At 68.3% G+C, this 24,789-nt stretch carries 24 protein-coding genes; 4 read left to right on the top strand and 20 right to left on the bottom strand.

Features of this window, described 5'->3' with window-relative positions:
- Positions 1–125 precede the first annotated feature (125 nt).
- The 12 genes from ACZ9YD_RS10170 to ACZ9YD_RS10225 form a co-directional block, all read right to left on the bottom strand.
- On the bottom strand, positions 126–521 hold the full coding sequence (locus ACZ9YD_RS10170; protein WP_465075090.1) for a YbaN family protein: 396 nt from the start codon (positions 519–521) through the stop codon (positions 126–128).
- 229 nt (positions 522–750) lie between these two features.
- Positions 751–1,341, bottom strand: a complete 591-nt coding sequence (locus ACZ9YD_RS10175) for a lipocalin family protein (RefSeq protein ID WP_465075092.1) — start codon at positions 1,339–1,341, stop codon at positions 751–753.
- Between the two features lie 37 nt (positions 1,342–1,378).
- Positions 1,379–2,461, bottom strand: coding sequence for an SAM-dependent methyltransferase (locus ACZ9YD_RS10180; protein WP_465075094.1), 1,083 nt, complete (start codon positions 2,459–2,461; stop codon positions 1,379–1,381).
- Complete coding sequence (locus tag ACZ9YD_RS10185; RefSeq protein WP_465075095.1) at positions 2,458–3,249, bottom strand: DUF1295 domain-containing protein; 792 nt, start codon at positions 3,247–3,249, stop codon at positions 2,458–2,460. The genes ACZ9YD_RS10180 and ACZ9YD_RS10185 overlap by 4 nt, the downstream gene beginning before the upstream one ends.
- Positions 3,246–4,490, bottom strand: coding sequence for a class I SAM-dependent methyltransferase (locus ACZ9YD_RS10190; RefSeq protein ID WP_465075097.1), 1,245 nt, complete (start codon positions 4,488–4,490; stop codon positions 3,246–3,248). Before ACZ9YD_RS10190 ends, ACZ9YD_RS10185 begins: the two co-directional genes overlap by 4 nt.
- Positions 4,487–5,302: a DUF1365 domain-containing protein gene (locus tag ACZ9YD_RS10195; protein ID WP_465075099.1), complete on the bottom strand. Its 816-nt coding sequence runs from the start codon at positions 5,300–5,302 to the stop codon at positions 4,487–4,489. The genes ACZ9YD_RS10190 and ACZ9YD_RS10195 overlap by 4 nt, the downstream gene beginning before the upstream one ends.
- Positions 5,299–6,600 carry an NAD(P)/FAD-dependent oxidoreductase gene (locus tag ACZ9YD_RS10200; protein WP_465075101.1) on the bottom strand — a complete coding sequence of 434 codons (1,302 nt, stop codon included), beginning with the start codon at positions 6,598–6,600 and terminating at the stop codon, positions 5,299–5,301. Before ACZ9YD_RS10200 ends, ACZ9YD_RS10195 begins: the two co-directional genes overlap by 4 nt.
- Positions 6,597–7,550 (bottom strand): acyl-CoA desaturase, encoded by a 954-nt coding sequence (locus ACZ9YD_RS10205; protein ID WP_465075103.1) that lies wholly within the window; start codon positions 7,548–7,550, stop codon positions 6,597–6,599. Before ACZ9YD_RS10205 ends, ACZ9YD_RS10200 begins: the two co-directional genes overlap by 4 nt.
- A 135-nt stretch (positions 7,551–7,685) precedes the next feature.
- Entirely contained in the window at positions 7,686–8,474 is a 789-nt protein-coding gene (locus tag ACZ9YD_RS10210) for an anti-sigma factor (RefSeq protein WP_465075104.1), read from the bottom strand.
- On the bottom strand, positions 8,471–9,040 hold the full coding sequence (locus ACZ9YD_RS10215) for a sigma-70 family RNA polymerase sigma factor (protein WP_465075106.1): 570 nt from the start codon (positions 9,038–9,040) through the stop codon (positions 8,471–8,473). Before ACZ9YD_RS10215 ends, ACZ9YD_RS10210 begins: the two co-directional genes overlap by 4 nt.
- 113 nt (positions 9,041–9,153) lie before the next feature.
- Positions 9,154–9,939 carry a hypothetical protein gene (locus ACZ9YD_RS10220; protein ID WP_465075108.1) on the bottom strand — a complete coding sequence of 262 codons (786 nt, stop codon included), beginning with the start codon at positions 9,937–9,939 and terminating at the stop codon, positions 9,154–9,156.
- Positions 9,940–10,004: 65 nt separating this feature from the next.
- Positions 10,005–11,102: a glycerophosphodiester phosphodiesterase family protein gene (locus ACZ9YD_RS10225; protein WP_465075110.1), complete on the bottom strand. Its 1,098-nt coding sequence runs from the start codon at positions 11,100–11,102 to the stop codon at positions 10,005–10,007.
- Between the two features lie 101 nt (positions 11,103–11,203).
- Between ACZ9YD_RS10225 and queD the strand changes: the two genes are divergently transcribed.
- Positions 11,204–11,560 (top strand): 6-carboxytetrahydropterin synthase QueD, encoded by a 357-nt coding sequence (queD, locus tag ACZ9YD_RS10230; protein WP_465075527.1) that lies wholly within the window; start codon positions 11,204–11,206, stop codon positions 11,558–11,560.
- 161 nt (positions 11,561–11,721) lie between these two features.
- Positions 11,722–12,123 carry a phasin family protein gene (locus tag ACZ9YD_RS10235; RefSeq protein ID WP_465075112.1) on the top strand — a complete coding sequence of 134 codons (402 nt, stop codon included), beginning with the start codon at positions 11,722–11,724 and terminating at the stop codon, positions 12,121–12,123.
- A 131-nt stretch (positions 12,124–12,254) separates the two neighbouring features.
- On the opposite strand, the gene ung is transcribed toward ACZ9YD_RS10235, so the two are convergent.
- The 5 genes from ung to rhlB all read right to left on the bottom strand — a co-directional run bounded on the left by ung (position 12,255) and on the right by rhlB (position 17,633).
- On the bottom strand, positions 12,255–12,953 hold the full coding sequence (ung, locus tag ACZ9YD_RS10240; protein WP_465075113.1) for a uracil-DNA glycosylase: 699 nt from the start codon (positions 12,951–12,953) through the stop codon (positions 12,255–12,257).
- Between the two features lie 133 nt (positions 12,954–13,086).
- On the bottom strand, positions 13,087–13,905 hold the full coding sequence (locus ACZ9YD_RS10245; RefSeq protein WP_465075114.1) for a response regulator: 819 nt from the start codon (positions 13,903–13,905) through the stop codon (positions 13,087–13,089).
- 3 nt (positions 13,906–13,908) lie between these two features.
- Complete coding sequence (gene ftsX / locus ACZ9YD_RS10250; protein ID WP_465075115.1) at positions 13,909–14,859, bottom strand: permease-like cell division protein FtsX; 951 nt, start codon at positions 14,857–14,859, stop codon at positions 13,909–13,911.
- A complete protein-coding gene (gene ftsE, locus ACZ9YD_RS10255; RefSeq protein WP_232134043.1) occupies positions 14,852–15,541 on the bottom strand; it encodes a cell division ATP-binding protein FtsE in 690 nt (229 codons plus the stop codon). The genes ftsX and ftsE overlap by 8 nt, the downstream gene beginning before the upstream one ends.
- A 325-nt stretch (positions 15,542–15,866) precedes the next feature.
- Positions 15,867–17,633 (bottom strand): ATP-dependent RNA helicase RhlB, encoded by a 1,767-nt coding sequence (gene rhlB / locus ACZ9YD_RS10260; protein WP_465075116.1) that lies wholly within the window; start codon positions 17,631–17,633, stop codon positions 15,867–15,869.
- A 202-nt stretch (positions 17,634–17,835) separates the two neighbouring features.
- Between rhlB and trxA the strand changes: the two genes are divergently transcribed.
- Both trxA and rho read left to right on the top strand, forming a co-directional pair.
- Entirely contained in the window at positions 17,836–18,162 is a 327-nt protein-coding gene (gene trxA / locus ACZ9YD_RS10265) for a thioredoxin (RefSeq protein WP_465075117.1), read from the top strand.
- 213 nt (positions 18,163–18,375) lie between these two features.
- Positions 18,376–20,172 (top strand): transcription termination factor Rho, encoded by a 1,797-nt coding sequence (gene rho, locus ACZ9YD_RS10270; protein ID WP_465075118.1) that lies wholly within the window; start codon positions 18,376–18,378, stop codon positions 20,170–20,172.
- Between the two features lie 90 nt (positions 20,173–20,262).
- Here rho and ACZ9YD_RS10275 read toward each other — a convergent pair whose 3' ends face one another.
- The 3 genes from ACZ9YD_RS10275 to ACZ9YD_RS10285 form a co-directional block, all read right to left on the bottom strand.
- A complete protein-coding gene (locus ACZ9YD_RS10275; RefSeq protein ID WP_465075119.1) occupies positions 20,263–21,129 on the bottom strand; it encodes an energy transducer TonB in 867 nt (288 codons plus the stop codon).
- A 79-nt stretch (positions 21,130–21,208) separates the two neighbouring features.
- Positions 21,209–24,511 carry an ankyrin repeat domain-containing protein gene (locus ACZ9YD_RS10280; protein WP_465075120.1) on the bottom strand — a complete coding sequence of 1,101 codons (3,303 nt, stop codon included), beginning with the start codon at positions 24,509–24,511 and terminating at the stop codon, positions 21,209–21,211.
- On the bottom strand, positions 24,504–24,776 hold the full coding sequence (locus ACZ9YD_RS10285) for a YcgL domain-containing protein (RefSeq protein WP_465075121.1): 273 nt from the start codon (positions 24,774–24,776) through the stop codon (positions 24,504–24,506). The genes ACZ9YD_RS10280 and ACZ9YD_RS10285 overlap by 8 nt, the downstream gene beginning before the upstream one ends.
- Positions 24,777–24,789: the final 13 nt, after the last annotated feature.

Genomic DNA, 24,789 nt, shown 5'->3' on the forward strand with positions numbered 1-24,789 from the left:
GCGCGATGCGCAGCCGATGTGGAAACCAGCTTCCGCGCGATGCGCAGCCCATGTGGGAGCGCGCTTGCGCGCGATGGGGCGTTGCCGCGACGGATTCGCATGGCACGCAAGCGCGCACCTGCAGATCAGACCGCCGGCGGCTCGGGCCGCAGCCACAGCCAGGTCGCGACCGCAACCATGCACGCGATCGGCAGTGCGGTCATCCACCAGCGATGCGCGGGAATCCACAGCATCAACGCGAGCAGGATTGCGGCGCAGACGGTCATCGTGCCGGTCGCGAGCCATTTCGCGCGGCGACTGACCGCACCATGCGCCTGCCAGTCGCGGATCGGCGGACCGAAGCGTGGATGCGCCAGCAGCCAGCGATGCAGACGATCCGACCCGCGCGCGGCGGCCCAGGCCGCGATCAGCACGAACACCGTCGTCGGCAGGCCGGGCACGAACACGCCCACGATGCCGAGGCCGAGACTGGCATAAGCCAGCAGCCACCAGGCCCAGCGGAACCGCGTGCGTCGTTGCATGACGCGCATTCTATGCGGCGGGCCTGTATGGGCTGTTCCAATCGGGGATGACCCATGCTTTTGAGCCCTCCCCTGCTCGCGGGGGAGGGTTGGGTGGGGGCAAAGCTTCAGCAAAATTCGAAAGCGGATCGGGCGACCAGCGATTTCCTGAGACCGGTCTTCAGTCGCCCTGCTGGTTCGCCCCCATCCCAACCTTCCCCCGCATGCGGGGGAAGGAGAAAATCGCTGGCTACTCGATCGCACGCGCGTCGGGCACGCGCGCCGGGTCGGCTGCCGACTGGGGCACGCGGCGGATCTTGGAGATGTCGTACCCCAGCGCGGCGATACGCTCCATGTGCGCCGCATAGTCGGATTCCGAAATCGCCGGCGTGCGCGCCATCAGCCAGACGTAATCGCGCTTGCTGCGCCCGACGATGGTCTGCTGGTAGTCATCGTCGACGTAGACGATCACGTACTCGGCCTTGATCGGCCAGACGAACTGCATGCCCCAGATCGCATTGCCGGTGCCCTCGCGCACGGTGCCGGTGGGGTGCATCGTCTTGATCTTCTCGTCGAAGCCACCGTCGCGATAACGGAACGTCGTGTCGACCTTGCCGTCCTCGCGCAGCGTGTAGGTTTCGACCGAGTCGAACGCTTCCTTCTCGAGGCGCGTCGGAATCTGCGCGATCACGTACCAGTCGCCCATGAACCGGGGGACGTCGACATGCGCGACCGGGGGAATCTGTTCCTTCACGTTGCCGCCTCCACAGGCCGCGAGCATGCCGGTGGCGATGCCCGCGAGAATCAGGCCAGCGGCAAACCGCCGGTTCGAAGTTGTCATGACACCCTTCCTGCCGCGTATGCGGCGTCGATCGCGGTCAGCCCGCGCGTGCAAATCGATAATGCGCCACCAGCCACTGCTGGCCCCGCTCGTATCCGAACAGTTCCGCGCACGACATCCAGAACATGCGCCACCGCTGGAACCACAGCTTCGCCCCGTCCTGGCCATAGGCCTGCTCCAGCACGCGCATCACCGCATCGCGGTTGCGATCCTGATTGGCGAGCCAGTGGTTGGACGTCTTCTCGTAGTGCGTGCCGTCGAGCAGCCAGCGCGCCTCGATGCCCAGATCGACCTGCTGGAAGTGCAGCAGCGTGTCCGCCGCGGGCATCAAACCACCGGTGAAGAAATGCCGGCCCATCCAGTTGTCCTCGCCTGCGGTCTCGTAGGGATACATCAACGTGCGGTGCGCGAAGATGTGCACGAACAGCTTGCCGCCCGGTCGCAGCCACGTGCCGATGCGGGTCATCAGGATCTGGTAGTTGCGCATGTGTTCGAACATCTCGATCGACACCACGCGGTCGAACGCTTCTGTATCGAGCTCGAGCTGGTTCACGTCGCAGGTGATCACCCGCACGTTGCCCAGTCCACGCGCCTTGCACTGCGCTTCGATATGCAGGCGCTGCGGCTGCGAGTTCGACACCGCGGTGATACGCGCGCTGGGGAACTGCTCCGCCATCCACAGCGTCAGCGAACCCCAGCCGCAGCCCAGCTCGAGGATGTCCTGGCCGTCAGCCAGCTCGGCGCGCGCGCCATAGAGCGCCAGCATCGCCTCTTCGGCTTCGTCCAGCGTTTCGTTACCGGTCGGGTAATAGCAGCTGCTGTACTTGAAGCGACGCCCGAGGCACAGCGCGAAGAATTCCGGTGGCAGTTCGTAGTGCTGCGTGTTCGCCGCATCCGTGTGGATGGCGACCGGGCTGGTACGCAATGATTGCAGCAGCGTTTCGAAGCGCGCCGACTGCGCTTCCATACTGCCTTGGGTCTCCTCGGCCAGGCGCTGCGCGCACAGGCGGCGGATGCCCAGCCGCAGCGCCGAGTCAGGCACCAGGCCACGTTCGGCCATGCCGATCAGACCCGGCGCAGCGGTGTCGCGTTCGAGTTCGGGGCGAGCCACGGCATTCATGCAGACGGTCCTTTCGAGTCGGATTTGGGAAACCAGGGAAACAGCATCGGCGTGGTGCGCTGGTAGTCGCGATAGTCATCACCACGCGAGCGCAGCGCCTGTTGCTCGGTGTAGGGAATCCCGCTGACATAACGCAGGAACAGGTACATCACCACTGGTCCGGCCAGTGCGAGCCACCACAGCGAGGAGCCCGCGGCCAATACCAGATAGGTCAGCCAGTGCAGCCACTCGAAGAAATAATTCGGGTGTCGCGAATAGCGCCACAGACCCTCCCGGCAGGTCTTGCCACGGTTGGCCGGGTCGGCGCGGAAGTCCGCGAGCTGTCGATCGGCGACCGCTTCGCCGCCGACGCTGATCAGCCACACCGCAATCGCCGCGAGCAGACCGAGCGAAGACACCGGATTGGCTGCGACCCCGAGAAACGGCAGCGCGAACAATGCGACCAGCAACGCCTGCGCCTGGAAGAACAGGAAGAACTTGCGCTGGTCGCCGTGCCAGTGCTTGCGCAGGTAGGCGTAACGGCCATCCTCGTCCTCGCTGCGTACGCGCTTCCACAGATGCGCGGCCAGACGCAGACCCCATAGCCCGCCGAGTACGGCCAGCAGGATCCGTGGCAGCGGCGCACCATCGCCGAGCAACGCGACGACGATCGCCGCCCCGCCGACACTGCAGGCCCAGACCACATCCACGATGCCGGCGTTGTCGCGGGCCTTTTGCCAGCGCCAGGCGGCCGTCATCGCGATCGCGGCCAGCGCCCAGACCAGCAGCAGTGTCCAGAGCGGACTCATGACGCCATCGCCCGCACGTGGCCCGGCTTGCCGAAGAGCAGATGCGAGACGCCAATCGAGCGCTCGCGGAAGCCACCTTCGCAATAGGCGAGATAGAAGGTCCACATGCGCTCGAAGCGTGCGTCGAAGCCCTGCTTGCGCACGTCGGACAGACGCGACAGGAAGCGCTCGCGCCAGATCTGCAGCGTGCGGGCGTACGAGGGACCGAAGTCGTCCTGCTGCAGCAGTTGCAGATCGCTGGCTGCGGTCTTGGCCTGGAGCATCGCCGAGATCGACGGAATGAAGCTGCCCGGGAAGATGAAGCGCTTGATGAAGTCCACCGAATCGCGCGCCTGCACGTAGCGGTGGTCTTCGATCGTGATCGCCTGCACCAGCGCAGCGCCGTCGGGCTTGAGCAGGCTGCCGAGCTTGCCGAAATAGGTTTCGAGATACTGCGCGCCGATCGCCTCGATCATCTCGATCGACACCAGCTTGTCGTAGCTGCCGTCGAGGTCGCGATAGTCCTGCAGCAGCAGCGTGACCCGGTCCTGCAGGCCGGCCTCGGCGATCCGCGCGCTCGCCAGTGCGTGCTGCTCGCGCGAGATCGTGGTGGTGGTGACGTGGCAACCGTAGTGCTGCGCCGCGTGCAGCGCGAAGCCGCCCCAGCCGGTGCCGATTTCGATCACCCGATCGCCGGGCCGCAGCGCCAGTCGGTCGCAGATGCGATCGAGCTTGCGGGTCGATGCGGTCTCCAGCGTGTCGCCGTCGCGCTCGAACAGCGCGGACGAATACATCAGGTCCGGCGACAGGAACAGCGAGAAGAAATCGTTGCCGAGATCGTAGTGCGCGGCGATGTTGCGGCGGCTGCCGTCGCGCGTGTTCCGGCGCAGCGCGTTCCACCCGCGCATCGCCAGACCGCCGAGCCGCGCGATGCCGGTTTCCATGCCGTCGAGCAGATCGCGGTTACGCACCAGCAGACGCACCAGGCCGACGAGATCGTCGCAGTCCCAGTGGCCTTCCATGTAGGCCTCGCCCGCACCGACGCTGCCGTTGGCGGCCACCAGCCGGTAGAACGCAGGATCGTGCACACGGACCTGCACCGGACGCAGCTGCGCATCACCGAAGGTCTCGCTGCCGAGCGCATCCTCCAGTCGCAACGCGCCGCCTTGCATCTGCGCGAACTGCGCGACGAGTCGCGTCCGCAGGGCGCGTTCGAGGGCGCCGAAGGCGCGGGATGTCGCGTGCGCGGCGATCTGGTTCATCGGAAAGGTTCCTGTTCGGCGCCCGGCAGGCGCGGATGGTCGTGCACCGGGTTGCGCTTGAGCCACAAACGCAGCGCCTGCCAGTGGATCGCGGCGACAACCTGCACGGTCATCAGCGGATAGCGCCACAGCACGCGCGCCAGCGAAGTCGCGTCCAAGGGTCGCCGTTGCAACGTCACGGTGGCGTCGAATTCACGCACGTCTTCGCGCAGCACATCCATGTGGATATGCAGGTCTTCCACCGGGGGCGTCAGCCGCCAGCGGTAGCCATGATCCATCGCCATGAACGGCGACACGTGGAACTGCTTGGCGAACGCCCACTGCAGCGCGCGGCCGTGACGCTCGGCGTCCGTGGCCGGCAGCACGTAGGCGTGGCGCTCCTTCCACGGCGTGTTGGTGATCTCGGCGACGATGCAGTCGAGCGTCATGCCATCGGCGCGATAGCAGTAGTAGAAGCTCACCGGATTGAAGACGAATCCGAAGTAACGCAGATGCGTCAGCAGCCGGATCGGCCCATCGGGCCTGCGCCCCAGGGTCGATTCCACGCGCATGCGCACCGCTTCGGCGAGCGGCACATCGGCCGGGCCGAGGTAATCGGCGCGGCGGAACCGGGCCAGTGCCGGGCGTCGGCTCGACCACAGCCAGCGACCGTCGAACACGCGATCGAGCTCGTCGAGATCCAGCCACAGCTGCGCGACGCGATACGAGAATTCGTGCGGTACGGGCTGGTAGCGGCGGTGGCGCACCACACCCTCGTACACCGCGCTCTGCAGCGGTGCGAGGGGCACCGGGCGATCGCCATCGCCGCTCATGCGACCGCGCTCACCGGCATCGGCGCCGACTGCGCGCGGCCCGCGGCCGCCAGCGGCCCGAGACCGAACGCACGCGCGACCTGCGCCGCGCTGCGGATGCCGTCTTCATGGAAGCCCCAGCCCCAGTACGCACCGGCGAACCAGGTGCGGCGCTGGCCCTGGATCTCGTCGCGGCGCCCCTGCGCCGCCACCATCGCCGCGTCGTAGACCGGATGCGCGTAACGCATGCGCGCGATCACCTTCGCCGGATCGATCGCGTCGCTGCGGTTGAGCGTGACCACCAGCGGCTCGGGCGTGTCCAGCGACTGCAGCTGATGCATGCAATAACTCACCGTGCACGCCGCATCGGGCGTCGCCGGCACGTGCGCGTTCCACGCCGCCCAGGCCTTGCGGTCGCGCGGCAACAGACGCGCATCGGTGTGCAGCACGGTCTCGTTGGTCTGGTAGCGGATCGCGCCCAGTACCTCGCGCTCGGCGCCGTCGGCATCGTCGAGCAGCGCCAGTGCCTGGTCGCTGTGGCAGGCGAGCACGATCTGGTCGAACCGTTCGCTGCCCGCTGCGGACGCCACATGCACGCCGGCCGCATCGCGGCGCACCGCGTCGACGCGGCAGCCGACGCGTTCGGTCACCGACCAGCGCGCGCGCAACGCGTCGATGTAACGCGACGAGCCGCCGCGCACCACGCGCCATTCCGGGCGTCCGGTCAGCTGCAGCATGTGGTGGTTGGCCATGAACTGGACGAGGTAACGCGCCGGAAATTCGAGGATGCCCGCACTCGGCGACGACCACAGCGCCGATGCCATCGGCACCAGATGCAGATCGCGGAACGCGTCGCCATAACGGTTGGCCTGCAGGTACTCGCCGAGGGTCGGTCCGGCGGCGTCGCCGTCGAGCAGCGCAGGCGCCTCGCGATAAAAGCGCTTGAGGTCGCGCAACATGCCCCAGAACCGCGGCGACAGCAGATTGCGGCGCTGGCAGAACAGGGTGTCGAGCGAGGTCGCGTTGTACTCGAGGCCGTCGGCCTCGTTGTGCACCGAGAAGCTCATCGTCGTCGGCTGCGAGGCGACATCCAACGATTCGAACAACCCGCTTAGCAGCGGATAGTGCTGCGGATTGAAGACGATGAAGCCGGTGTCCACCGCGTACTCGCGGCCGGCCATCTGCACGGCATGCGTATGCGTGTGGCCGCCCAGACGCGTGTCGGCTTCGAACAGCGTCACCGCGTGGCGCTGCGACAGCCACCACGCCGTGGCGAGCCCGGCGATGCCCGAACCGACGACAGCGATGCGCTGGCTCATCCGCGTGCCTTTCCGTGCACCCAGTCGGGCACCGGCTTGAGGTCACGCACCAGCCCGACCCAGGACATGGCCTTGAGGCCGTACCAGGTCAGATCGATTTCCCACCAGCGGAAACCCTGACGCACGGTGCCGGGGAAGAAGTGGTGGTTGTTGTGCCAACCCTCGCCGAAGGTCAGCAACGCCAGCCAGATGTTGTTGCGGCTGTCGTCGCCGGTCTCGAAGCGCTGGCTGCCGAAGCGATGCGACAGCGAGTTGATCGTCACCGTCGCGTGGAACAGCACGGTGGTGGAGATGAAGAAGCCCCAGATCAGCATCTGACCGCCGCTGGTACCCAGACCCGGTGCGACACGTTCGAGGAACGCGCCCAGGCCGAACAGCGCGGCCGCAAGCACGACCGGGATCAGCGTGTCGAACCGGTCGAGCCAGCGCAGCTCCGGGAACTTCGCCAGATCAGGAATGCGCGACCAGTCGGTGCGGAAACCTTCGCGGGTCAGGAACCAGCCCATGTGGCTCCACCAGAAGCCATGCACGCGCGGCGAATGCGGATCGAGTGCGGTCTCGGTGTGGCGGTGATGATTGCGATGATGCGCAGCCCACCACAGCGGACCGCGCTGCACGCAGGACGCACCGATCAGCGCGAACACGAACTGCACCACACGCGATGTACGGAACGTGCGGTGCGAGAAGTAGCGATGATAGAAACCGGTCAGCGCGAACATGCGGATCGCATACAGGGCGACCGCAACGATCACCGCGATCGGCGACACCCCGACCCAGAACACGAGCAGGCAGGCGAGATGCATCGCCACGAACGGCGTCGCACGCAGCCAGTCGATCCGGTCGTCGCCCTCGCGCACTTCGTTCGCCTGCGCGCCGGTATCGAACCAGCGACTCAGACTCGCGCGCAATGTGCGGGTACCGGTCGCGATGCGGCCGGATTCGCTCGACATGGGGGACTCCTGCGGATGTGGCTTACAGGAAATACGCGCAGGCGTGAAAAACGGATGCATGCAGCGCGTCTGCGTTCACGCACGCGTGCGCACACGCGACACATGCGACGACGGACGTCGCCGCATGCGCCCTGCTCAGATACGCAATTCGCCGCTCGCGACGACCGGACCGGTCGGTGCACCATGCGGCGCGCCGCCCGGCGGCTCGAGCGAGACCGCCAGCGTGGCGCCTGCGATCAGCGCCGCCTGCAATGCAGCAGGCACCTCGACGGCACGCGTGCGGTCATGCGGCAACAGACCGAGTGACGCCGGCGCACCGCCTTCGGGAATCAGCCACAGCTCGGCGACGCGACCTTCGGCGTCGACATCCGCAGGCAACGGGACGACCAGCACCTGTCCATGCGCGGCATCCACCGACGCGAGCCACCCCGGCGAGCCGTCTTCATGCGCGAGCGTGGTGACCGGCAAGGCTTCGGCGACGGGTGCAGGTGCAGGTGGCGCAGGCGTCGGTGCGATGGCCACCGGCACTTCACGCGTGTCGTCGACCGGCACGCGGCCAACCAGCACCGCGACGATCGCGACGACGGCCGCCAACGCCGTGGCGCCGCGCCAGAAACCGATGCTGTGCCACAGCCCTTCGGGTTGCGCGGCCACCGGCGTCCAGCCGAGCGCGGTGCGGATGCGCGGCCACACATGGGCCGGCACGTCGGCAGTCGGGAATTCAGCGAACCACGGCGCCAGCCGCAGATCCCACTCGGCGACCAGGCGCGCGAAGCCCGGATCGCGGGCGATGCGCGCTTCGGCCGACGCACGCGCCGGCGCGTCGAGCACGCCCAGCACGTACTCGCCGGCGAGCAGATCCGCGCGCGGCGGCTCGGGACCGCCGTTGTCGTCGATGTCGAAGTCGAGGTCGCGCACGTTCATGGCTCCAGGCACGTGCGCAGCTGCAGCAGCCCGCGACGGATCCAGCTCTTCACCGAACCCAGCGGCGAGCCCACGCGCTGCGCGAGTTCTTCGTAGGTGTCGCCGTCAAAGAATGCCGCGCGAATCAGGCGCCGGCGCCGCGGTTCCAACGTGTCGAAACACGTTTCCAGGCGCGACCGGTCGCCGGCACGCTCGGTCGATTCCAGCGGCGTGTCACCGCTGTCGGGCACGGCCTCGATCAGTTCGACCGGGGCGAGCTGATGCTGTGGCCGTGCACGCAGTCGATCGATCGCGGTGTTACGCGCGATGGTCGCCAGCCAGGTCGCCGCCGCGGCGCGCGCGGGATCGAACTGCGCGGCCTTGCGCCAGATGCGCACGTAAACGTCCTGCAGCGCGTCTTCTGCTTCATCGCGATCGCGCAGGACGCGGATGCAGACGCCGAGCAGGCGCGAGGCACTGGCGCGATACAGAGATTCGAAGGCGTGCTGGTCGCCGTCGGCAACCCGCCCCAGCCAGACGTCCAGTCCGGGTTCGTTCGCAGTGGCGGTCGCTTCATGCTGTGGCATCCGGCGCGCGCATCCCGTGTCGTGATGGACCGACATCCTCACAGCGGCCCGCCGTTCGCGCAAGCGCGGGGATGCGGCGCGCCGGCGGGGGCGTGTGCGCGGGGCGACGGGCGTCAGGTGCTGCATCGACCGGCCAGGGGATCGGCGAGCGCGGCGGCGACTTCGGTCGCGTCCACGCTGCGCGGTGACTGGGCGGGAAACACGATGCGGACCTCGCGCGGTTTGCCGCGGGCGTCGCGCACCGTGCCCGGACCGGCGAATTCGCGCAGTCGCCTGTCTTCGAGGCCGTAACGCAGCTCGATCGGCGGCACCGCGAAGCCGAACCAGCGATCGACCGACATGCGCAGCTGGCGCATGCCGTCGGCATCGCCGACCTTCGCCACGCGTACGGGCATGAACGCAAAGTGCTCGGGCAGCAGGAACGACAGGCGCTGCGGCGCGTCGCTCAGCGCCGTCCAGTGGGACCGCACCGCCGCATCGAATCCTGCATCGATCACCGCGTCGTCGGCGGACGGCAGCGCAGCGGTGCGCGGCGCACTGTCGCCTCGCTGCACGAAGATCTCGCGCTGCCCGTTGCGGGTACGCACGCCTTCGCGATACCCGCTGCGTGCATCGTGGAACGCGAAATCGGGCTCGGTCGCAGCGCTCTGCGTGCGCACGATCTTGCGCGCGAACGCCGCGCCGTCCGGGCAGCGATACAGCACCACGCGCCGGGCAGCGTCGCCGTCACGATCCTGGTAATGCACTTCCCGGTAGAGCAGCCGCCCGTCGTCGCGTGCCAGCGCGCGCGCCTCCTCGCGCTCGGCGGCCGCCAACGGCAGCGCGGCGAGTGCACACGCCACCAGCGCGACGCAGCGCATGCGAGCGCAGGTGACACGTTCGACAGCGGGCAACGACATGGAGGACTCCCGTGTTGAGGTTCACGGGACGTACGCCGGCATTGCGTGGCGCGGATGCAGTCGGTTCAGCGCGCGTCCACCGCCCGTCGCGCGAGCGCAGGGTCGTCGGCGAACAGGCCGTCGACACCAGCATCGAGGAACGCGCGCATCTCGACGATCGCGCCGGCCTCGTTGCGGGCATTGGCGCCGCCGTTGCGCAGCGCACGCGGCAGATACGGATTTTCGGGGCGGAACGTGTACGGCATGACCTGCAGGCCGGCCGCATGCGCGTCGGCGATCAGTGTCGTGGCCTCGAAACGGCCGTCGCGTCCGATCTCGCCGATCTGCGACTTGTGCGGTCCGAGCAACGACGCGTATTCCGCGATCGCGCGCAGACCGTCCGCGGTGAGCATGTCGCGATAGCGCAGATCGCCGCCTGCGGCGTCGACATCCGCCGGCTTCGCACGCGAATCGCCTATCAGCTGCAGCAGTTGCAGATCAGGCAGCACCGGCGCGGAGATCCCGCGCAGCGTGCGCAGGCTGGTCGGCTCGAACGACTGCACGACCAGCGGCACGCGCGCGGCCACCTCGTGCTTCGCGAGCACGTCGATCACCGCCTGCTCCATCGGCAGGCCGAGGCTGCGGAAGTGCGTCGGATGCTTGATCTCCGGAATCAGACCGACCTGGCGGCCCGAGTCGCGCACCAGATCGTGGAGCAGCACCATGATTTCGTGCAGCGTGGGCACCGCGAACTGGCGGTCGTACCAGACACCGCGCAGCGCCGGCAGCGGTTCCCGTGCACGCAGCGTCTTCAGCTCGGCCAGAGTGAAGTCCTCGGTGAACCAGCCGGTGACATCGGCGCCGTCGATACGCTGCGTGCGCTTCCGGTCCGCGAACTGCGGATGCAACGCGACATCGGTGGTGCCGCCGATCTCGTTCTCGTGGCGCGCGACCAGCACCCCGTCGCGGGTCATCACCAGGTCCGGCTCGATGAAGTCGGCGCCATCCTCCACCGCGCGGCGATACGCCGCCAGCGTGTGTTCGGGCATGCGCGCGCTCGCACCGCGATGCGCGATCACCCGCGGCGTCTCGGCGGCGGGCGTGGCGGCGGACGCGGCGGGATCGGGCAGGGTCATGGCGGCGATGGCGATCAACAAAGACAGCAGGCAGCGCGGTGGTGACATCGGGTATCGGCCGGTGCACACAGGAGCCGGCGATCGTGGCAGCCACGCATGTCAGCATCGCGACGATTGCCGCGCAGGCGGCCACGCCCGAGAATGCGCGCATGGACATCTTCAAGGTTTTCACCCTCGAGGCCGCGCACCGGTTGCCGAACGTGCCGCCGGGCCACAAGTGCGCGCGCCTGCACGGCCATTCGTTCCAGGTGGAGGTGCACGTGTCTGGCGAACCCGGCCCCGAGACCGGCTGGATCATGGACTTCGGTGACCTGAAGGCCGCGTTCGCCCCGCTCTACGCCCAGCTCGACCACCACTATCTCAACGACCTTCCCGGACTCGAGAACCCGACCAGCGAGCGGTTGGCGATCTGGATCTGGGAGCGCCTCAAGCCCACGCTGCCGGCGCTGAGCGCGATCGTGATCCGCGAAACCTGCACCTCGGGCTGCCGCTACACCGGACCGTGAGTCGGCAGCCCTGCGGACTGGAAACGGTTTCAAGTCACTGATCCATATACGAAACTGAATGCTCGACGACCGCTTGTCGGCTCTTTGTTGCAATGCAACATGGCTGCGCTATGCTGCACCGCACAAACCCGGCAAACCGCCGGCTCACGCAGGTAACCGCCATGTCCTACCAGCTCAACGAGCAGTTCACGGCCGCGTCGCGCCAGTTCGCCGATGCCGCCGCCCAGTTCAACCGCCTGACCCTCGAGAATGTCGAGACCCTGTTCGGTCTCCACGTCTCGACGTTCAACGACAACACCAATGCCACGTTCGCCTTCGTCAACGAAGCGATCGAAGTGCGTGACATGGACGGCCTCAAGGCCCTGTGGCCGAAGGGCGCGCAGGTTGCCCGCGAGAACGTCGAGCGTCTGGTCAGCGCCGGCCAGGAAACCCTGGGCCGCACGGTGAAGACGAACGAAGCCATCGCCGGTCTCGCCAAGTCGCATGTCGAATCGGCCACTGCCGACGTCCGCGCCGAGGCCGAGAAGGTCGTCAAGGCCACCGCGAAGACCACCAAGCGCTGAACCGCGCTGCGGAGCCCCGGCTTCGCGACTCTGAACTCCGGGCGATCCCTCCCTCGCCCGTAGCCGACCCGGCAGCCCCCACGCTGCCGGGTTTTTTTATGGGCGACGTCCGTCGATGCGGCGCCGAACGCTCAGACGTCCAGGGATGCCAGCGGCGGCAGCGACCAGTCGATCTGCGCGATGCCGCGCTTGCGCAGGAAGTTGTTGGTCTTGGAGAAGTGCCCGCTGCCGAGAAATCCGCGATAGGCCGACAGCGGTGACGGATGCGTCGTGCGCAGCACGCAGTGGCGCTGGGTGTCGATTACCTTGCCCTTGGCCTGCGCGTAGCTGCCCCACAGCAGGAACACCAGATCCTCGCGCTCCCGGTTGAGCACGTCGACGACGTGATCGGTGAAGCCTTCCCAGCCCTTGCGCTGGTGGGCGCCGGCCTGGCCCGCTTCCACCGTCAGCACTGCATTGAGCAGCAGCACGCCGCGCTGCGCCCACGGCATCAGCCAGCCGTGATCGGGTCGCGGCAGGCCGAGATCGCGTTCGAGTTCCTTGTACATATTGTCCAGCGACGGCGGCACGCGCACGTCCGGGCGTACCGAGAAGCTCAGTCCATGGGCCTGCCCGGGCCCGTGGTACGGGTCCTGGCCGAGGAGTACGACCTTCACCGCATCGAACGGGGTCGCATCAAAAGCCGCGAAGATCTCCGGCCCCGGCGGATAGATGCGCGCGCCCGCCCCCTTGCGCTGGCGCAGGAATGCGGACAGCGCCTGCATGTCCTCGCGGCGCAGCCAGTCGCCGACGCGCGCTTTCCAGGAGGGTTCGAGGCGGATGTCGGACATGGGGCAACCGTAAATGGACACGCCTGCCAGCGTAGCGGCACGACGGTGGGTGAGGCCGCGGGGGCGCGCTTGCGCGCGATGCGGCACGGCCGCGACCGCCATCGCGCGCAAGCGCGCTCCCACGGACGATGGGCTACTGCATCGCGGACAGGCGCAGCTGGAACAGCGCCTTGGTCGCCAGCACGCGTTCCTCGGCCGGCTTGACGACCAGATCGTTGGCGCCGGCGCGCAACAGCGCGACCTGGTTGTCGTGATTGCCGTCGCCGGTCATCACCAGCACCGGCAGGCGCCGCTTGCCGTAGCCGAAGTCGCGCCGCACCGCGCGCAGCAGATCGTGGCCGCTGAGTTCGCCCTTTAGATACACGTCGGTCAGCAGCAGGTCGGCACCGGGTGCCGCCGGGCCATCGCGGTAGGCATCCAGATACGCCAGCGCGTCCTCCGCGCTGAGCACGTGGGTGACGCGCATCTGCTGCGCCTCGAGCATGCGACGGGTGGCGAGTGCGACCGTGCGGCTGTCCTCGACATAGAGCACGTGGGCATCGGGAATCGGCGCCGGCTGCACGTAGCCGCGGATGAATTCCGCCAGCGCGCGATGCCCGAGGGCCTTGTCGAAATGGTCGGTGACGTCTTCTGTGAAGCGTCGCGATTCGAGATGCGACTGCGCGTCGCCCGACACCACGATCACCGGCACGTAGCGCTGGCCGGCGGCCTCACGCACGCGGCGCGCGAGCTGCAGGCCGTCGCCATCCGGCAGCGACAGCGCGGTGCTGACCAGATCGACCGGCGCCGCATCGAGTGCGACCACGGCTTCGGCGAGCCCCGTGCACTCGACCACCTCGACATCGGCGAGCGACTGCCGCAGCACGTCGCCGATCAGTCGGCGCACCAGTTTCGAGCCGTCGACGACCATCACCCGGGGCGCGTCGCCGGCCAAATGACGGAGATCGTGCATGGATCAGGTGTCGGTGGGTCGCGTCTGGCGCAGGAAGTGCCCGGTGACGATGCCGCCACCACACCAGCCCAGCGCGGTCGCACCGGCCAGCACCGCCACGACGTTCACCGGGCTGAAACCACGCAACGCGAATGCCGCGCCGTAACTTGCCGCCAGTTCCGCCAAGGGCGGCTGCAAGGCGAGACCGGCCAATGCGAGCAGACCGAGTGCGACTGCACCGGCCGCCAGCCCGTACCAGGCGCCCAGATACAGGAACGGCCGGCGGATGAAGCCGTCGGTCGCGCCGAGCAGCTGCAGCACGCCGAGTTCGTCGCGGCGCGACTGGATATCGAGCCGCACGGTATTGCCGACCACCAGCAGGGCGCCGATGCCGAGCATCGCCGCCAGCACCCAGACCACACGGCCGCCGAAGCGCAGCCAGCCGTCGAGCCGTTCGCGCCACTGCGCATCGTGCTGGACGAGTTCCGATTCGGGCAGCGTGCGCAGCGATTCGGCCAGCAGCATCTCGTCGCCGCCGGGCGTCACGATCAGCACGTGCGGCAGCGGGTTCTCACCGAGCACGTCGATCGCATCACCGAATTCGCCGCGTTCGCGCAGTTCCGCGAGGCCTTCGTCGGGCGAGCGGTGCACGACACTGCCGACATCACCGCGACCGCGCAACTCACCGGCCAGCGCCTCCGCGCGTGGACCGTCGATGTCCTGCTTGAGGAACACGCTGATCTCGCGCGAGGCGTCGATGCTGCCGCCGAGGCGGCCGACGTTGTCGAGCACCAGCCACAGACCGAGCGGCAGCGCCAGCGCGACCGCCATGACGCCGATCGTCAGCGCCGCCGACCACGGCTTCTTGAACAGCCGGCCGAGACTGGCGAGCACGCTGTAGACGTGATGGTCGACCCAGGTACCGACAGGCGAGGTGCCACTGCGCACGGGCTGGTTGCGGGGTGCCTCAGGCATCGGCGAGGTCCTCCGGCGAGATGTCGTCGGCCAGCGTGCCGTGATCGAGCACCAGCGTGCGCTTCTTCATGCGCTTCACCAGACCGAGGTCGTGGCTGGCGATCAGCACACTGGTACCGCGCTCGGGCAGCTCGGCGAACAGCGCCATGATTTCGGCCGACAGTGTGGGATCGAGGTTGCCAGTGGGTTCATCGGCGACCAGCAGCATCGGCTCGCCAACGATCGCGCGGGCGATGCCGATGCGCTGCTGTTCGCCGGCCGACAGCTGCGTGGGCAGCGCACGTTCGCGCGCGCCCAGCGCCAGCCGCTCCAGCACGCTGCGCACACGCTTGCCGATCTCCGGCCGGCGCATGCCGCGCAGGATCAGCGGCAGCGCGATGTTGTCGAACACGGTGCGGTCGGGCAGCAGCCGGTGATCCTGGAACACGACACCGATGTCGCGGCGATGCATCGCCACCTTGCGACCGCGCACCTTGAGCAGATTGCGCTCGCCGAACACAACGGCGCCACGGCTCGGCCGCTCGGCCAGATGGATGAGTTTCAGCAGCGTGCTCTTGCCCGCACCGGAGTGGCCAGTGACGAACAGCATCTCGCCGGCCGCCACATCGAAACTCACCTCCGACAGCGCCACATGGCCGCCCGGATACTGCTTGCTGACGTTGTCGAATCGCAGAACGCTCATGCGCGGCAGTATCGCAGGGAATGTGGACAACAGCGTCATGGTCGGACGCGCGCCAGGCTTTGATCTGCAGTAAGTGCGGCGGCGCTGCTCCGCAAGCGAACCGGATCAAGGCAACGCCCGAAGCGACCGACGGACACCACCGCCGCATGACAAGCCCCTCTCCTTTTGGGAGAGGGGTTGGGGTGAGGGCAGACGGTCGCGAGGAGCCACCATCGTGCGCCAATGATGGGTTTCTCTGCGCTCTACCCATCCGACGAATGCACCAGAGGCGCCACAAAAAAGCCCCGCCGAGGCGAGGCTTTTTTTTGCACGCAGCAAGCTGCGATCAGCGCTTGTCGTCGCCTGACACCAGGCGCCGCAGCCCGCGACCGATGCGGCTCAGCAGCGACGGTGCCTGCTCGGACTTCGACGCCGGCGCCGGACGCTGGGTCGGACGCACTTCGCGCGGACCCTTGCCGCCGTTGCCCTGGGGCTTCTTCGACGCATCGACTGCGGTCGTCTCGGCGGTCTGCGGCACTGCGCCCTCGGCACCTTCGATCTTCTTGCCGGCGCGACGGCGACGACGCTTGCGCGGCGGACGCGATTCGTCCGGCATCGCCTGTGCGACCGAACCGGCGGCATCGATCATCGGCTGCGCAGCGGCGACGGCCGGTGCAGCCGCGGCTTCTTCGCCTTCGGCACGCGGCGGACGCGGCTTGCGCGGTCCGCGCTCACCACGACCTTCGCCGCTGCCCGCCGAACGCGGACCACGCGAACCGGGCGCACCACGACCACCTGCGCCGGCACCCGCACCGCGACCACCGCCGCGCTTGGCGTCTTCGACGGCGCGTGCTTCGCGCACTTCCTTGAAGATTTCGTTGATGCTTTCGCCGTCCTCGTCGTCGATCTCGACGCCCTCGCGCGGCTTGCGCGGCAGTGCGGTCAGCAGCTCCGAGGTCACCGGCTCCACCGGGATCTTCTGCTCGATGTAGGCCTCGATCTCCGGCAGGCTCTGCGCGTAGCGCTCGCAGGCAAAGCTGATCGCATCGCCCTCGGCGCCGAGGCGCGCGGTGCGGCCGATGCGGTGGACATAGTCTTCGGCGTCGAACGGCAGGTCATAGTTGAAGACGTGGCTGACGCCGTCGATGTGCAGGCCGCGCGCGGCGACGTCGGTGGCCACCAGCAGTTCGAGCTGGCCGGCCTGGAACTTCTTCAGCAGGCTCTCGCGCTTCTTCTGCGGCACGTCACCCGACAGCACGCCGACACGGTAGCCGGCCTTTTCCAGCGCACGCGCCACCCGCTCGATGAACGCCTTGGTGTTGACGAAGACCATCGTGCGCGCGCCTTCGCTGCGCGACAGCAGGCCCAGCAGCAGCTGCAGCTTCTCGTCGTCGGCGGGAAAATACATCACCTGCCGGACCTTGGCGTTTGTGATGAACTCGCTTTCGACGACCAGCTTCTCCGGCTCGTTCATGTGCTCGTACGCGAGCTCCAGCACGCGATGGCTCAGCGTCGCCGAGAACAGCAGCGTCTGGCGCTCGGTGCGGATCGGCATGCGCCGGAGCAGGAAGCGGATATCCTTGATGAAGCCGAGATCGAACATGCGGTCGGCTTCGTCGAGCACACACATCTCGCAGGCGTGCAGGCTGACGACCTTGTGCTGCTTGACGTAATCGATCAGGCGGCCGGGGGTCGCGATGATGACGTCGGCGCCCTCGGTGAGGATCTGGCGCTGCTTGTCGTAATCGACACCGCCGTAGACCAGGGCGAACTTCAGCCCGAGGTGGCTGCCGAACTTCACCGCGTCCTTGTGGATCTGGATGGCGAGTTCGCGGGTCGGCGCGAGGATCAGCGCGCGCGGGTCTTCCGGCTTGCGGTCGGCCAGCGCCGGCCTCTGCAGGAGGCGGTTGATCACCGCCACCAGGAACGCCAGGGTCTTGCCGGTCCCGGTCTGGGCCTGGCCGGCGACGTCGCGGCCGTTGAGGGCCAGCGGCAGCGTCAGCGCCTGGATCGGCGTGCAGCGGGTGAACCCGGCTTCTTCCAGGCCGGCGAGCAACGCCGGATGCAGGTCGAAGGACGAGAAGGTGATGTCGGTAAGAGGTTTGTCGCTCATGCGTAGGAAGGTGTCCGGGCGTCGCCGACTGGAGGGCGCCGCGTGCTTGCGTGGGAGGCAGTCGCGACGGCAGACTGCCTGGGCGCAGGACGCATGGGTCGTCCCGCAGGAGCGCCACCTTGATTCCGGTCGGCGATCCCCCATTTTACATCCATCCCGGCGCCGCTGCTTCAAAGCGCGCCCCAGCCCCCCGGAGCCCCCTGTGACCGACGCCGTCATCCATGCCAGCGATACCGATTTCGATGCCACCGTGCTGCAATCCGACGTGCCGGTGCTGGTCGACTTCTGGGCCCCCTGGTGCGGTCCCTGCAAGATGATCGCGCCGGCGCTCGACGAACTGGCAGGCGATTACGCCGGCCGCGCCAAGATCGTGAAGATCGACGTCGACCAGAACCAGGCCACCGCGCTGAAGTACCACGTGCGCTCGATCCCGATGCTGCTGCTGTTCAAGGACGGCCAGGTGCAGGCCACCCAGATCGGCGCCGTGGGCAAGCCGCAGCTCGCCCAGCTGATCGACAAGGCCCTCTGAGGCCCGTTCAAAGCCAGCGGCAGGCCGTCCGAAGACGCCCTGCCGTCTGAACCGACTGCGCGGCCTCCGCTTGCCGCCGGTCGGACGCAGTGCTAGGTTTGCTCTGCTCCGGCGTGTGTACCGCGCGCCGCACCCATCTGGCGTCACTCCCGACTGTCCGTTTTCCTGCCGCCGCCCGTCCCGGGCGCTCGCAACCGAGCGAGGATTTTCCGCTTGTCCGACCACACATCCGATCCCGGCACGCCCGAGGGCGACACCGCCGTGAAGCGCGTGCGCAAGCCGCGCGTGGCCAAGAAGGCCACCGACACCGCGTCTCCCGATTCCCAGTCCCAGTTGCCGTTGGCGACCCAGGACACCGCCGCTCCCAAGGCGCCGCCTGCCAGCGCACCGCCACAGCAGGCCGCGCCGCAATCCGAGGCGCCGAAGACATCCGGCGAATCCGGCCAGGGCGACCCCCAGCGCGGCAACCAGGGCAACAGCCAGCCGAACGGCGGCCAGCATCACGCCCAGCAGGGCGGCGAGCCGCGCCAGCACGGCGGCGGCCAGCAGAACCAGAACCGTGGCAACAACGGCGGCAATGGTGGCGGTGGCAACAACAATAACGATCAGGGCGGCAACAACCGTCGAGACCGGTTCAAGAACCGGCGTGATCGTCCGCGTGGGGGTGGCCGCGATGACGGCCTGCCGCAGGAAGGTGGCAACGACCACGTCCAGCGCCTGCCGCCGCCGAATATTCCGGAAGGTTTTCCGCAGTACACGCTGAGCGATCTCAAGCAGATGCCGGCGCACAAGCTGTACGACATCGCCGATCAGCTTGCGATCGAGGGCCTGGCCCGCGCACGCAAGCAGGACGTGATCTTCGGCCTGCTCAAAGTCCTGACCCGCCACGGTGAAGGCGTCGTCGCCGACGGCGTGCTGGAAATCCTGCCCGACGGCTACGGCTTCCTGCGTGCGGCCGAGGCGAGCTATCTCGCCGGCCCGGATGATGTCTACATCTCGCCCAGCCAGATCCGCCGCTTCAACCTGCGCACCGGCGACCATCTGCTCGGTCGTATACGCTGGCCGAAGGACGGCGAGCGCTACTTCGCGCTGTCGGTCGTCGACACGATCAACGGTGAGCCGCCGGAAGCCAGCAAGGGCAAGGTGCTGTTCGAGAACCTGACCCCGCTGTTCCCGCGCAAGCGCTTCAAGCTCGAGCGTGGCGACGGTTCCAGCGAAGACATTGCCGGCCGCATCCTCGATCTGATGGCCCCGCAGGGCAAGGGCCAGCGCGCCCTGATCGTCTCGCCGCCGAAGGCGGGCAAGACGATGATGATGCAGCAGATCGCCAGTGCGATTACCTACAACCATCCCGACGTGCACATGATCGTGCTGCTGATCGACGAGCGTCCGGAAGAAGTGACCGAAATGCAGCGCACCGTGCGCGGCGAAGTCATCTCGTCGACGTTCGACGAGCCGGCCGCGCGCCACGTGCAGGTCGCCGAAATGGTGATCGAGCGCGCCAAACGCCTGGTCGAGCACAAGAAGGATGTGGTCATCCTGCTCGACTCGATCACCCGCCTCGCCCGCGCCTACAACAACGTCGTGCCGAGTTCGGGCAAGGTGTTGACCGGTGGTGTCGACGCCAACGCGATGCACCGTCCGAAGCGCTTCTTCGGCGCCGCGCGCAACGTCGAGGAAGGCGGTTCGCTGACCATCATCGCCACCGCGCTCGTCGACACCGGCAGCGCGATGGACAAGGTGATCTACGAAGAGTTCAAGGGAACCGGCAACTCGGAAGTGCATCTGGACCGTCGCATCACCGAGAAGCGCGTGTACCCGGCGATCAACGTCAACCAGTCGGGCACCCGCCGCGAGGATTACCTCATCGAGCCGGACCTGCTGCAGCGCATCTGGATCCTGCGCAAGCTCCTCCACCCGATGGACGAGATCGCCGCGATGGAGTTCCTGCTCGACAAGATGAAGAGCACGAAGTCCAACGACGAATTCTTCTCGTCGATGAAGCGCTAAGCCTCGGCGGATCGCTCAAGAAAAAGCCCCGCATTGCGGGGCTTTTTTATGCGATCGGGACACCGCGACACGCGATGACTACGTCTCCACTCAGCTCTGGAGCGGAGTCAGCAGCTTGAAGCGCGAGGTTTCCGGGGTCATGCCGCCGGCTACCAGGGTGTCGGGGCTGAAACCGGGCGGCGTCGGGGCGGCCCAGACTGGGCGCTGCTGCTGGCCGGGATGGTAGGCGCTCCACTGGCCGTACGCTGTTTCCTTGTCCTCGTTGAACGAGAACTGCACCGGCACTCGGACCACCCAGTAATCGCGGGTCGTCTCGTCACCCTGCTCCGGCGGCGCAAACGTCCAGTGCTTGAGCGCATTGTCGATTGCAGTCTTCGACAAGGTGTTGCGGATCATCTGCATCTGTCGTGCGTTGCCGAGGGCGGTCAGATTGACCTGTTCGGCGACGACATCTTCAGCCTTGCCATCGCGGCCGACCTTGACCAGCAGGTAGACCGTGCCCTTGCCGCCGATCTGCGCAATGTTCATCGGGTAGCGCGGCGGACGCAGGTCAGAACGACGCACGCTGGTGCGATCGGCATCCGAATATTCCTCGCCGAAGTGGGCGCTGGCGATGCGCACACGCATGTTGCCTTCGCTGTCGCCGACAGGTGTCGCGACCAGCCGCACGCTCATCTTCGCGCGTGCGAGCACGGGCGCGCCGTCGACAAGGAGCGGCTCGAAACGCAGTGCGGGAATCGCACGTTCGATCAGGTCGACAGCGTGGGCGGGCAGTTTGTCCGGCTGGTCGAACGCATGACCGCTGACCTTGCCTTCGTGGTCGATGTCGACGTGGCCTGTCACCAGCATGGAGGCTTCGACTTCCTGGCGCGCCTGCCGCGCGCTCTGGGCGTCGGCGACGGGCGTTGCCCCGGCGAAAAACGCGAGGGCGAGCAACGCAGAGAGCGTGCGGTTCATGAGTGCTTCCTGCAGAGGACCGGGCCCCGACTGTGCCGCCTCCCGAAGCAAGGAACAAGCCCGGGCAAATCCCGGGTCTTCAGCGCTGCTCGCGCAGGAACCGCGCCATCGACACGCCGTCGCCGCTCTGCGCGGGGGCGAACTCGGCGGCGACGTCGATGAAGCCGCGCATCACCGCGATCTCGCGCGGGGTGCGGTTGAGGGTGTCGCGCAGGTCGGGATCGGCGCCGGCGCGCAGCAGGCGGCGGGCAAGCCGAAGCTGGCCGTGCAGGCCGGACAGATGCAGCGGGCCGAAGCCGCGCTGGTCCTGCGAATCGAGCGAGACGCCCTCGTCGAGCAGATGCTCCATCGCCGCCAGCACCACGTCCTCGTCGCAGGCCGTGCCGGGCTCGGCGCGGGCACCGAGCAGCAACAGCAGCGGGGTGACGCCGCCGGCCGCGGGCGCATCGACTTCGGCGCCGGCCAGCAGCAGCGTGTCGAACAGCGCGAGCAGACGCGGCCGGTCACGCGAGGTGAAGCCGTAGAGCGCGGCGCAATGCAGGGGCGTCAGGCCCTGCGCATCGGTGGCGTGGATGTCGGCGCCAGCCGTCAGCAGGCGCGCGGTGAGATCGGGCAGGCCCAGCGCTGCCGCGAGCATCAGCACGCTGACTTCGCCCGGCAGGCGCTGGTCGAGCGACACGCCCGATGCCAGCAGGCGATCGACGACCTCCGCGTTACGCATGCTGACCGCCGCTGACAACGGGGTCGCACCGGACTGCGCGGCGAGCGCGGCGTCGGCATCTCGTGTCAGCAGCAGATCGACGACGTCGCGATGCCCGCCACCGGCGCCGCGCAGCAGCGCGGTGCAGCCCTGGGCGTCCACGGTGTCGACCGGGAACCCGAGATCCAGCAGTCGACGCACGGCCTGCGCGTCGCCTGCATTCGCAGCGGCCGGCAGATCGCTCGGTTCCAGAGCGCGACGCGGCAGCTTCCAGCCGCGCCAGTCGAGCCAGTCGGCGAGATCGCGGCGGCCGGCAGACAAGGCCACGCCCAGTGGCGTCTGGCCGTCGGCGGCGCAGGCGGCCGGCGAAGCGCCATGCCGCACCAGGACCTTCAATGCACCTTCGCGGCCAAGCGCGGCGGCGAGATGCAGGGCGGTCATGCCGCGGGCATCGCGGGCGTCGAGATCGACGCCGTGGCCGACCAGCCGTTCGATCAGGCGCAGCCAGCCGAGACGCACGGCGAGCGACAACGGCGGATCGCCGGCGGACGACGCGGCGAAGGGATCGGCACCGCGGGCCAGCAGGTCGAGCGCGAACGTCTCGAACGCGCGCGCGGCCTGGTCGTCGTCGCTGCAGCCCGCGAGATAGCGCGCGAGACCGCCGGCGCCGCCCGGCGAAGCGCCATGGCGCAACAGCGCCTGCAGGATCGGCAGATGCTGCGGCGCCGACGACAGCAGCGCGCACAGCGGTGGATAGCCGGCAGAGTCAGGCACTTCGACATCCGCGCCCTGCTCGAGCAGCCATTCGATGCGGTCCAGCGATGGCGGCATCTCGGGATCGAGCAACAGACCCCCGAGATCGCGTGCACCGAGCAGGCGCAGCAACGGCCCCTGATCGTCGAAGCGGCCTTCGCGCAGGCTGGCGCGCAGCAGCAGCACGGGCGTGCGATCAGCGGCGGCCGCGCTGTCCTCGTCGTCGCCGATGCCGAGATTGGCTGGCAACGGGTAATCGGGATCGAGCAGGCGCACCAGCGTCCAGCGACCGGTTTCCGCGGCGCGGTCGACCGGCTTGCGGCCATCGGCATCGGCGATGTCGGCGGGCACGCCGAGTTCGAGCAGGCGCTGCAGCAGCGCGGCCGATGGCAGCTCGGCAGTGCAGGCCAGCATCACCGCATTGCGACCGGCAACATCGACCGCCGCGACATCGGCATTGGCGGCCAGCAGTGCTTCGAGTGCAGACAACCGGCCGCCGCGTGCGGCTTCGAGCAGCGGTGTGCAGCCATCGTTGTCACGACCGCGCACGTCGGCGCCGGCGCCGAGCAGCGCAGTGAGGATTTCGTCGTGACCCTGGAACGCCGCGACATGCAGCGCGCTGCGACGCAGGGCATCGCGCGCATCCACACGCGCCTTGTGCTTGAGCAGCAGCTGCACGCCGGCGGCATCGTCCTCGTCGCCACCGGCCGCAGCCAACAGCGCAGGCGTGCCGCCGTCGACCTCGGCGCGGGCGCCGCGTTCGAGCAGGAATTTCGCCAGTCGCCAGTTGCCGACTGCGCAGGCCATGCCGAGCGGGGTCAGGCCGTCGTGGTTGCGCGCTTCGAGTTCGGCCGCGGCATCGCGCAGCAACGCGGCGACGCCGGGATCGGAACTGCGCGCGGCCAGATGCAGCGGCGTGTTGCCTTCGTGATCGGTGATCCGCGGATCGGCGCCGTTGGCCAGCAGGGTCATCACCGCGTCGGGGCGGCCGTGCCAGCTGTCGCGGGTCGCGGCCAGCAGCGGGGTCATGCCGGCGTGCGCAGTGTTGACGTCGACGCCGCGCGCGATGAGTTCACGCAGCAGACGCAGGTCCGGCAGCACCGCCGCCAGCACCGGCAGACTGCGCTGGTCGCGATCATCACTCGCGGGCAGCACGCGCACGTCGGCACCGGCTTCGATCAGGGCCAGCGCGCGATCGACACGACCGGCCCGCGCAGCGGTGTACAGCGCGACATCGGGCGCCGCGTCGAGCGGTTCTTCCGACAAGGCGACTGCGGGATCGCCCTGCATCTCGACAATCTGGATCGGCAACGCCGCTGGCGGCGCGAGCCGTTGCAGGACGGCATGCAGGCCGAGCGAGGCGAGCACGGCAAGCATCGCCAGTCCGACGCGCGGGCCGATGCCGCCGTCCGGCAGCCATGCTGGTACCAGCACAAGCGCGACGATCGCCGCCACGCACAGGGCCGCGCCGACGCCGCGCCAGTTGCCGGTCTCACGTTCCGACAGCGCGCGCCACTGCGTACGCAGATCTCCGCCATCGCGCTCGATCGTGTGCCACAGCGGCCATGTGCGCCAGAAGCCGATGACCGCGACCCCCACCGCGACGCTCAAGGCGAGTGCCGCGCCGAGTTCGCCACCCTGTCGCAACGCCGACAGCGGCCAGGCGACCAGCGCCGCGGTCGCGAGCGTCGCAGCGCCCCAGGCGCCGGCCAGCGACATCACATCGGTCCGAAACGCGATACCCGCGGGCACGGCGCGCGTGCGCCAGCCGCGGATGACCAGCGCGAAGGCAGGTTGCGCGAGCGCACCGGCGATCGCCGCGAGCGGGCCGCCGACAAGCGTCAACGCAGCCAGCGCGATGCCGGCCAGAAGCACGAGGATCAGGGAACGGGCGAACGCGGACGCGGGCCGCTGCGCGGACTCAGGCATCGGTGCCCCAATCCTCCGTCAGCGGATCGTGGACCAGACGCGGCGGCATCTGCAGATGGAACTTCTGCGTGCGCAGCTTCTCGCGCACGGTTGCAACGTCTTCGCGCGCCAGTTTGCGGTCAGGCGTCAGCGCGACATCCAGCACGAAGGTGAGTTCGCCCAGCTGCGCGCGCACCGGATCTGGCAGGACGTCGAACGCGTCGCGCTCGGCGAGGTACACGTAAGTGTCCGCCTTGCGCTGGCTTTTATAGACGTAGGCGTGCATGGCCGAAGAACCG

Source organism: Luteimonas sp. AC640a (genome assembly GCF_979256585.1).

Coding starts and splice junctions, on each gene's coding strand:
- ACZ9YD_RS10170 (WP_465075090.1), bottom strand. CDS start 521: ATGCAACGACGCACGCGGTTCCGCTGGGCCTGGTGGCTGCTGGCTTAT.
- ACZ9YD_RS10175 (WP_465075092.1), bottom strand. CDS start 1,341: ATGACAACTTCGAACCGGCGGTTTGCCGCTGGCCTGATTCTCGCGGGC.
- ACZ9YD_RS10180 (WP_465075094.1), bottom strand. CDS start 2,461: ATGAATGCCGTGGCTCGCCCCGAACTCGAACGCGACACCGCTGCGCCG.
- ACZ9YD_RS10185 (WP_465075095.1), bottom strand. CDS start 3,249: ATGAGTCCGCTCTGGACACTGCTGCTGGTCTGGGCGCTGGCCGCGATC.
- ACZ9YD_RS10190 (WP_465075097.1), bottom strand. CDS start 4,490: ATGAACCAGATCGCCGCGCACGCGACATCCCGCGCCTTCGGCGCCCTC.
- ACZ9YD_RS10195 (WP_465075099.1), bottom strand. CDS start 5,302: ATGAGCGGCGATGGCGATCGCCCGGTGCCCCTCGCACCGCTGCAGAGC.
- ACZ9YD_RS10200 (WP_465075101.1), bottom strand. CDS start 6,600: ATGAGCCAGCGCATCGCTGTCGTCGGTTCGGGCATCGCCGGGCTCGCC.
- ACZ9YD_RS10205 (WP_465075103.1), bottom strand. CDS start 7,550: ATGTCGAGCGAATCCGGCCGCATCGCGACCGGTACCCGCACATTGCGC.
- ACZ9YD_RS10210 (WP_465075104.1), bottom strand. CDS start 8,474: ATGAACGTGCGCGACCTCGACTTCGACATCGACGACAACGGCGGTCCC.
- ACZ9YD_RS10215 (WP_465075106.1), bottom strand. CDS start 9,040: ATGCCACAGCATGAAGCGACCGCCACTGCGAACGAACCCGGACTGGAC.
- ACZ9YD_RS10220 (WP_465075108.1), bottom strand. CDS start 9,939: ATGTCGTTGCCCGCTGTCGAACGTGTCACCTGCGCTCGCATGCGCTGC.
- ACZ9YD_RS10225 (WP_465075110.1), bottom strand. CDS start 11,102: ATGTCACCACCGCGCTGCCTGCTGTCTTTGTTGATCGCCATCGCCGCC.
- queD (WP_465075527.1), top strand. CDS start 11,204: ATGGACATCTTCAAGGTTTTCACCCTCGAGGCCGCGCACCGGTTGCCG.
- ACZ9YD_RS10235 (WP_465075112.1), top strand. CDS start 11,722: ATGTCCTACCAGCTCAACGAGCAGTTCACGGCCGCGTCGCGCCAGTTC.
- ung (WP_465075113.1), bottom strand. CDS start 12,953: ATGTCCGACATCCGCCTCGAACCCTCCTGGAAAGCGCGCGTCGGCGAC.
- ACZ9YD_RS10245 (WP_465075114.1), bottom strand. CDS start 13,905: ATGCACGATCTCCGTCATTTGGCCGGCGACGCGCCCCGGGTGATGGTC.
- ftsX (WP_465075115.1), bottom strand. CDS start 14,859: ATGCCTGAGGCACCCCGCAACCAGCCCGTGCGCAGTGGCACCTCGCCT.
- ftsE (WP_232134043.1), bottom strand. CDS start 15,541: ATGAGCGTTCTGCGATTCGACAACGTCAGCAAGCAGTATCCGGGCGGC.
- rhlB (WP_465075116.1), bottom strand. CDS start 17,633: ATGAGCGACAAACCTCTTACCGACATCACCTTCTCGTCCTTCGACCTG.
- ACZ9YD_RS10275 (WP_465075119.1), bottom strand. CDS start 21,129: ATGAACCGCACGCTCTCTGCGTTGCTCGCCCTCGCGTTTTTCGCCGGG.
- ACZ9YD_RS10280 (WP_465075120.1), bottom strand. CDS start 24,511: ATGCCTGAGTCCGCGCAGCGGCCCGCGTCCGCGTTCGCCCGTTCCCTG.
- ACZ9YD_RS10285 (WP_465075121.1), bottom strand. CDS start 24,776: ATGCACGCCTACGTCTATAAAAGCCAGCGCAAGGCGGACACTTACGTG.